This window comes from Phenylobacterium sp. (assembly GCF_031412415.1).
GTDB lineage: Bacteria > Pseudomonadota > Alphaproteobacteria > Caulobacterales > Caulobacteraceae > Phenylobacterium.
Genome location: NZ_JANOCX010000018.1, coordinates 1 through 7,590 on the forward strand (window position 1 = coordinate 1; position 7,590 = coordinate 7,590).

Here is a 7,590-nt window from a genome sequence, read left to right on the forward strand (position 1 = left end):
CAAGCCGCCGCCGGCTTGTCGGACGAGGACCTCAAGGGCCGCAACATGGCCCTGGTGTTCGGCGGGTCCTTCCTGTTCGCCCTGGTCGGAGCGTTCGTCTTCGCCATGTTCCTGGGCCCGAAGCCGGGGCTCGCCTTCGCCACCGGCGCGGGCTTCGCCGCGGGCCTGGCCTGGGTCGCGAGCTCGTTCGGGATCAACTACCTGTTCGAGAAGCGGCCATTGAAGCTCCTGCTGATCAACGGCGGCTACCACACCCTGCAGTACACGCTGATCGGGGCGGTGATCGGGTGGCTGGGCTAATGGCTGACGATCCCCTCGCCGGCTATTCCTCAAGCCTGGAGGCCAAGACCGGCAAGAGCCTGGAGGCCTGGGCGGCGCTCGCCAAGGCCTTCGGCCTGGAGAAGCACGGCGAGATCGTCGCGCGCCTGAAAGCCGACCACGGCCTGACCCACGGCTACGCCAACACCATTGCGCTGAAGGCCCGCGAGTCCGACGCGGCCTCCATCGGCGAGGACGCCCTGGTCGCGCAGATGTTCGCCGGCCCCAAGGCGGCGATCCGTCCGACCTATGACGCGGTCATGGCGTTGATCGCGAGGCTGGGCGCCGACGTCGAGCTGGCGCCGAAGAAGGGCTACACCAGCGTGCGCCGCAAGAAGCAGTTCGCCCTGGTCCAGCCCTCCACCAAGGATCGGCTGGACCTCGGCCTGAACCTCAAGGGCGAGCCGCCAAGCGACCGCCTTGAGGCCTCCGGGTCCTGGAACGCCATGGTGAGTCACCGGGTCCGCATCGCCTCCGCCGCCGAGGTGGACGAGCAGATCGCCGACTGGCTGCGCGAGGCCTACGGACGGGCGGGCTGACGCCCTACCCCACCAGTTCCGCGCTCTTGGTCAGCACGAAATCCTTCGGGTCCGGAGCCAGGGTGGCGCGCCAATAGTCCACCAGGGCGAAGGGCCAGTTCTGGCTGACCCTGCCCTTCTCGTTCTTGTACCAACTCGTGACCTGAGGAGCGCCCCAGGCCATCAGCTTGTTGCCCTCGTCGACCCGGACATTGAAGGCGTCATGGACGTCGCGTCGGGGCTCCATGGCCGCCGAACCCGTCTCGGCCAGCAGCTTCAAGCAGCCCAGGATGTAGCGGACGCTGCACTCCGAGAAGAAGATGATCGAGCCGTTGACCACGATGTTGGTGTTGGGGCCGTAGATCATGAACAGGTTGGGGAAACCGGGCGTCGTCATGCCCAGATAGGCCCGCGCGTCGCCGTCCCAGACGTCGTGCAGGTCAGCGCCGTCCCGGCCCTTTATCTTCATGGGCCACAGGAACTTCGAGGCGTGGAAGCCGGTGCCGTAGATGATCACGACGAAATCGCGCGCCTTCCCGTCGGCGGTCACGATGCCGGTCGGGGTGATCTCGGCGACCCCGTCGGTCACAAGCTCCACGTTCTCGCGCTTCAGCGCGTCCAGCCATACGCCGTTGTCCAGCAGCGAACGCTTTCCGCCCACCGGGTAGGTCGGGATGACCTTGGCCACCAGGTCCGGACGATCGGGCGCCTGGGCCGCGATGGCCATGGCGATCATCTCGCGGAAGCCCTGGTTGAGCTCGCTGACAGCCGTGGGCGGTCCGTTCCAGGCGGGGTCGGCGGTGACCATGGGAAGCAACCCGTCGGTCGCCATCCAGAACATCCAGAAGCGGTACCATTTGTCGTAGAACGGCACGTGCTCCATCAGCCAGTTCATCCCGTCCGGGACGTCCTCGTGATAGTGCGGCACTGGGAAGCCCCAGGGCGGGGTGCGCTGGAACACCGCCAGGCTGGCGACTTTCGGCGCGATCTCGGGCACGAACTGAAAGGCGCTGGCGCCGGTGCCGATCACCGCCACCCGCTTGCCGGCCAGGTCAACGTCATGACGCCATTCCGCGGAGTGGAAGGACGGCCCGGCGAAACTCTCGCGGCCCTTGATGTCCGGATAGCGGGGGCGGTTGAGCTGACCCACGGCGGTGATCACCGCGTTGGCCTCGACATGCTCGACGCCCGAAGGCGTCTTCAGCCGCACATTCCAGACGCCGCGCGCCTCGTCCCAGGCCATCTCCTCGACGACGGTCTGGAAGCGGACGTTCTTGTTGATGTCGTAGCGCGCGGCAACCCCACGGAAGTAGTCCAGGAGCACCGGCTGGGTGGAGAAGTGCTGGGGCCAGTTGTGGTTTGGCTCGAAGCTGTAGGAATAGATGTGGTTGGATGAGTCGACCCGACAGCCGGGATAGGTGTTCTCCAGCCAGGTCCCGCCGACGTCGGCGTTCTTGTCCACCATCTCGAAGGCGATCCCGGCTTGGGTCAGGCGGATGGCGGTCAGCAGGCCCGACATCCCTGCCCCCACCACCAGGACGTTCAGTCGCCGCGCCGCGGCCTTGAGCTCCGGCGTCGACCAGTCAGGATCCTTGGAGCTGTGGCCGCCGATGGCCAACTCGTCGGTGAGGAACTCGCCATAGCCGTCGGGAATGTCCGACCCGGCCACGAAGCTCATCATCTGGCGCACGATCTCCGGCGCCGGAATCGCCGCCATCGGCGTCTCGCCCGTCAGGTAGGCGGTGATCGCCACCTTGGCGGCGGCGCGAATCTTGGACTGCTCGTCCTCCGGCACCCCAATCTCGCTCCGCGACAAGGGCGTGTAGGTGGGCCGCCACTCGGGCCGCAGCCAGCCCGCGTCCCCCGTCAGATGCACCATGGCGGCGGCGAGCGCCGGCAGGTGCGCCGTCTCCAGCGCCTTATCGAGGGGCTCCAGATCCACCGCCATGCTCGTGTCCGCCCTTAGGTCATCGCTGTTCTTGAAGGTCAGCTTACGCGCCTGAAGAGCGAGCGAAAGGGCGCCCTTGCGTCAGGTCAGCCCGCGATTCGCACCGGCAGGGTCTCGTAGCCCTTCACGAAGCTGGAGCGTACGCGCTTTGGCTCGTCGACCACCTCGACGCGTTCGAAGCGCTTGAGGATCTCCTCCCAGACCACGCGGAGCTGCATCTCGGCCAGGCGATTGCCGACGCAGCGGTGGATGCCGAAGCCGAATGACAGGTGCTGGCGCGGCCGAGGCCGGTCAATGATGAACCGCTCAGGGGTCTCGATGGCGTCCTCGTCGCGGTTGCCCGAGACGTACCACATGACCACCTTGTCGCCCTTCCTGATGGTCTTGCCGCCGATCTCGACGTCTTCCAGGGCCGTGCGGCGCATGTGGGCCAGGGGTGTCTGCCAGCGGATGATCTCCGAGACCATGCTGGGGATCAGCGAAGGGTCGGCGCGCAGCTTGGCGTACTGGTCGGGGTTCTCGTTGAGCGCCAACAGGCCGCCGCTGATCGAGTTGCGGGTGGTGTCGTTGCCGCCGACGATCAGCAGGATGATATTTCCGAGGTACTCGTCCGGCGTCATGTTTCGGGTGGCGTCGCTGTGGGCCAGCATGGATACGAGATCGCCGGCCGGCGGGGCGTTGACACGCTGGTTCCAGAGTTCTGTGAACTCCGCCAGGCACTCCATCAGGATGGCCTGACGCTCCTCCTCCGTCTCGCAGAGGCCGCCCGGCATGGGCAGGGTCGTCGCGACATCGGACCAGCGCGTCAACTTGCGGCGCTGCTCGAAGGGAAAGTCGAACAGGGTCGCCAGCATCTGGGTGGTCAGCTCGATGGAGACCCGGTCGACCCAGTCGAAGACCTCGCCGCGCGGCAAGGCGTCGAGGATCTTGGCCGCCCGCTCGCGAATGATCGGCTCAAGCACCTGCAGGTTGGCCGGCGAGACCACGGGGCTGACGGCCTTGCGCTGCACGTCGTGCTTGGGCGGATCCATGGCGATGAAGCTGGGACGCCGCAGATCGGGCCGGGCGTCGCGTATGGTGATGCCGCCCAGCGCCGCCTCCGACGAGAACACCGCGTGGTTGGTGTCCACGGCCATGATGTCGTTGTACTTGGTGATCGACCAATAGGGGCCGAACTCGCTGTCCTTGCACCAGTGGACCGGATCCTCGCGTCGCAGGCGCTCGAAATAGGGCCAGTGGGTGTTGGTGCGGAACAGCTCCGGATCACCCGGATTGAACTCGTCAAGCGGCAGGGAATAGGCCCGGGCCCTCGCCTCGTCGGCCAGCTTCATGGCGCCGTCTGCCATCGCGATCGCTCCCGTGTTCGACGCTCGGTCCGCGGCCGATGGGCCGTCGCGGGCGTCTTGTCGGAGGATGAAACGCCAATCCGCGCGCCGTAACAACGCTCGATGAAACCAAACTAAGTTCGGTTTCGCGACTCTCGGCCGTGAGCGGCGCGGATCGCGTCTGCCGTCGCCTCGGGCAGGACGACGCCTGAAGCGGCCATGTTGTCCAACAGATGCGTCAGCCGCGTGGTCCCGACCACGGCGCTGCTGACGTTCGGATCGGCCAGCACATAGGCTAGCGCGGCCTGAGCGCCGGTCATGCCAGGCGTCTCGGCGAGGAAACCGAACCGAGCGCCGCGCGCGATATCGGCTCGGTGATTCTTCATCGCGCGGAGGGCGTACCAGACGTCGCGCGCCCGCCGCAGCTTCAGCACTTGTCGACCAGTATGCCCCATGGCCAGCGCCATGCCGGCCAGGACGCCTTTTCCCTGGGCCGCCGCCTGGGCGATCAGCGGCGCGCGATCGGGACGCAGAACATTGTAGTCGACCATCACCACATCGATCTCGGAGCGGCCCGCGGCATGGGCGATAACCTCCGGATCGAAGCTGTTGACCCCCAGGGCGCGGACCAGGCCGCGGCGCTTCAGGCCCGACAAGCGCTCCAGAAAATCGTCGGTAAGCTCGCCGCGCGCCGGGCCATGGAGCTGCAGCAACGGCAGGACTTCCAGGCCCAGATTGCGCAGGCTGGCCTCGACGCTGGCCTCGATGGCGGCGGGTGTGAAATCGCGGACGACCCGGCGGCCGTCGTGGCGCGTCCCGGCCTTGGTGGCGATCACGAGGCCGTCGGTGGCTCTGCCCTTCAGCGCCCGGCCCAGCCGCGGCTCGGCGTTGCCATCCGAATAGGCCGCGCCGGTGTCGAACAGTGTGACGCCGCCGTCGAGCGCGGCATGGACCAGCCCAATAGCCTCCCTCTCGTCGAACGCCCGCTTGCCCCACCAACTCGCGCAGCCGAACCCGATCTCGGAGACGGAGAAGCCGGTCGATCCTAGCGTGCGGTAGCGCATGGGCGCGGCGGTTTCCCTGAACGGCTTGCCAAGCCGTAGCGCTCTTGCGCGAAGGCTGGTGGGCGGCGAGGGGTTCGAACCCCCGACCCCCTGGGTGTAAACCAGGTGCTCTGACCAGCTGAGCTAGCCGCCCGCGCGCGGGTTCTAGAACTGCCCGCGCCTAACGAAAAGGGCGGCCGCCGGATCGGCGACCGCCCCTTGATGGTTTCGTCTATGGCCCGCCTTAGTTCAGCGAGCTCTTCAGGCCTTCGCCGACGCGGAAGCGCGCGGTCTTCGACGCCGGACGGTTCACCGTCTCACCGGTGCGCGGGTTGCGCGCGGTGCCCGCCGCGCGGTTCACCGGCACGAAACTGCCGAATCCGACGAGTCGGACTTCCTGTCCGCCCTTAAGCGACGCCGTGACGCTTTCGATGAACGCTTCCAGCGCGTCTTTCGCCTGCGCCTTATTGAGGCCCGCCTTTTCGGCGATCGCCGTGACGAGTTCGGCCTTAGTCATGTCCTGTCTCTCCCAGCCCGTTATCTCAACCACGAACCTCTCGCGGACTCGCGAGGCTGCTTCGCGTTGCGCGATTATGGCGGTCTCGTTACGCGCGTCAAACGAAGGCGGCGCGGGAATCCCCCGCGCCGCCTAGTTTTTTGCCGTTTTTCCCCAATCAGTGGGTAATCACGGACTCCACATCGCCTTCCTCGGCGGCAACCGATACCGGCGGTTGGTCCGCGGGGTTCCATTCGATGGGAACAGGCGCCCGAGTCAGGGCGTGCGACAGGACCTCATCGACGGTCGAAACCGGGATGATCTCCATCGCCGACTTCACGTTTTCCGGGATGTCGGCCAGGTCCTTCAGGTTCTGCTGCGGGATCAGCACGGTCTTCACGCCGGAGCGCAGGGCCGCGAGCAGCTTTTCCTTCAGGCCCCCAATGGCGGTGACCCGGCCGCGAAGGGTGACCTCGCCGGTCATGGCGATGTCCTTGCGGATCGGGATGCCGGTCAGCACCGACACGATGGCCGTGGCCATAGCCGCGCCGGCCGAGGGGCCGTCCTTGGGAGTCGCGCCGTCCGGTACGTGAATGTGCACGTCGGTCTTCTCGAACAGCGGGGGCTCGATACCGAAATGGGTCGCCCGAGAGCGTACATAGGAGTTCGCCGCGGAGATCGATTCCTTCATCACGTCCTTCAGGTTGCCCGTGATGGACATGCGGCCCTTGCCCGGCATCTTGACCGCCTCGATGGTCAGGATGTCGCCGCCGAAGTCGGTGTAGGCCAGGCCTGTGATGATCCCGACCTGATCCTCTTCGTCGGTCTCGCCGTGGGTGTACTTGCGCACCCCCGCGTACTTGGCGAGGCGTTCGTCGTCGATCGTGATCGAGAGCACCGGCAGAACCTGCGAGTCGACCTCGGTGTCCTTCGCCGCCCGCGCGGCGTCCCGCGAAAGGTCGCGGACGACCTTGCGCGCCAGGTTGCCCAGTTCCCGCTCCAGCGTCCGCACGCCGGCTTCCCGGGTGTAGTAGCGGATCAGGTCGTGGATGGCCTGATCGGGGACGATGAACTCCTCGGCCTTCAGCCCGTGGTCCTTGGTCAGCTTCGGCAGGACGTGCCGCTTGGCGATCTCCACCGTCTCGTCCTCGGTGTATCCGGGGATGCGGATGATCTCCATGCGGTCCAGCAGCGGCTGGGGCATGTTCAGGCTGTTGGCCGTGGTGACGAACATCACCGGCGACAGGTCGTAGTCCACCTCAAGATAGTGGTCGGCGAAGGTGGAGTTCTGCGAGGGGTCCAGCACCTCGAGCAGGGCGGAGGCCGGATCGCCGCGATAGTCGCTGCCCATCTTGTCGATCTCGTCCAGCAGGAAGAAGGCGTTGGTCGACTTTGCCTTCTTCATCGACTGGATGATCTTGCCGGGCATGGAGCCGATATAGGTCCGGCGGTGACCGCGGATCTCGGCTTCATCGCGCACCCCGCCCAGGGAGACCCGGACGAACTCGCGGTTGGTCGCCTCGGCCAGCGATTTGCCAAGCGAGGTCTTGCCCACGCCGGGCGGACCGACGAGGCAGAGGATCGGTCCCTTCAGCGCCCCGGTCCGGGCCTGGACGGCCAGGTACTCGAGGATGCGTTCCTTGACCTTCTCGAGGCCGTAGTGGTCGCGATCCAGGACCGCCTCGGCCACGTCCAGGTCGATCGGCTTGGTCTTGGCCTTGCCCCACGGAATGGACAGCAGCCAGTCGAGATAGTTCCGCACGACCGTGGACTCGGCCGACATCGGGCTCATGTTGCGCAGCTTCTTCAACTCCGCGTCCGCCTTGGTGCGGGCTTCCTTGGACAGCTTGGTGCGCTTGATGCGCTTTTCCAGGTCCAGCAGTTCGTCGCGCTGGTCGTCCTGTTCGCCCAGCTCGCGCTGGATCGCCTTCATCTGTTCGTT

The 7,590-nt window shown here is 66.5% G+C and carries 7 protein-coding genes and 1 tRNA gene; 2 read left to right on the top strand and 6 right to left on the bottom strand.

What is annotated here, in order from left to right:
* A partial coding sequence (locus RMO04_RS00810; RefSeq protein ID WP_309642897.1) for a DUF1761 domain-containing protein occupies positions 1-300 on the top strand: 300 nt, incomplete at its 5' end.
* Positions 300-857, top strand: coding sequence for a DUF5655 domain-containing protein (locus tag RMO04_RS00815; protein ID WP_309642898.1), 558 nt, complete (start codon positions 300-302; stop codon positions 855-857). The genes RMO04_RS00810 and RMO04_RS00815, both read left to right, overlap by 1 nt.
* Before the next feature lie 4 nt (positions 858-861).
* Here RMO04_RS00815 and RMO04_RS00820 read toward each other — a convergent pair whose 3' ends face one another.
* The 6 genes from RMO04_RS00820 to lon form a co-directional block, all read right to left on the bottom strand.
* Positions 862-2,784, bottom strand: coding sequence for an NAD(P)/FAD-dependent oxidoreductase (locus RMO04_RS00820; RefSeq protein ID WP_309642899.1), 1,923 nt, complete (start codon positions 2,782-2,784; stop codon positions 862-864).
* Between the two features lie 86 nt (positions 2,785-2,870).
* Positions 2,871-4,130 (bottom strand): cytochrome P450, encoded by a 1,260-nt coding sequence (locus tag RMO04_RS00825; protein WP_309642900.1) that lies wholly within the window; start codon positions 4,128-4,130, stop codon positions 2,871-2,873.
* A gap of 113 nt (positions 4,131-4,243) precedes the next feature.
* Entirely contained in the window at positions 4,244-5,173 is a 930-nt protein-coding gene (locus RMO04_RS00830; protein ID WP_309642901.1) for an aldo/keto reductase, read from the bottom strand.
* 56 nt (positions 5,174-5,229) lie between these two features.
* Positions 5,230-5,306, bottom strand: a tRNA-Val gene (locus tag RMO04_RS00835).
* Between the two features lie 90 nt (positions 5,307-5,396).
* Positions 5,397-5,669, bottom strand: a complete 273-nt coding sequence (locus RMO04_RS00840; RefSeq protein ID WP_309642902.1) for an HU family DNA-binding protein — start codon at positions 5,667-5,669, stop codon at positions 5,397-5,399.
* 157 nt (positions 5,670-5,826) lie between these two features.
* Positions 5,827-7,590, bottom strand: a 1,764-nt coding sequence (gene lon / locus RMO04_RS00845; RefSeq protein WP_309642903.1) for an endopeptidase La, incomplete at its 5' end; no start/stop codon positions are given.

What these genes read in the sequence shown, in the direction of transcription:
- RMO04_RS00840 (WP_309642902.1), bottom strand. Translation starts at nt 5,669, where the DNA reads ATGACTAAGGCCGAACTCGTCACGGCGATCGCCGAAAAGGCGGGCCTC.
- RMO04_RS00820 (WP_309642899.1), bottom strand. Translation starts at nt 2,784, where the DNA reads ATGGCGGTGGATCTGGAGCCCCTCGATAAGGCGCTGGAGACGGCGCAC.
- RMO04_RS00825 (WP_309642900.1), bottom strand. Translation starts at nt 4,130, where the DNA reads ATGGCAGACGGCGCCATGAAGCTGGCCGACGAGGCGAGGGCCCGGGCC.
- RMO04_RS00830 (WP_309642901.1), bottom strand. Translation starts at nt 5,173, where the DNA reads ATGCGCTACCGCACGCTAGGATCGACCGGCTTCTCCGTCTCCGAGATC.
- RMO04_RS00815 (WP_309642898.1), top strand. Translation starts at nt 300, where the DNA reads ATGGCTGACGATCCCCTCGCCGGCTATTCCTCAAGCCTGGAGGCCAAG.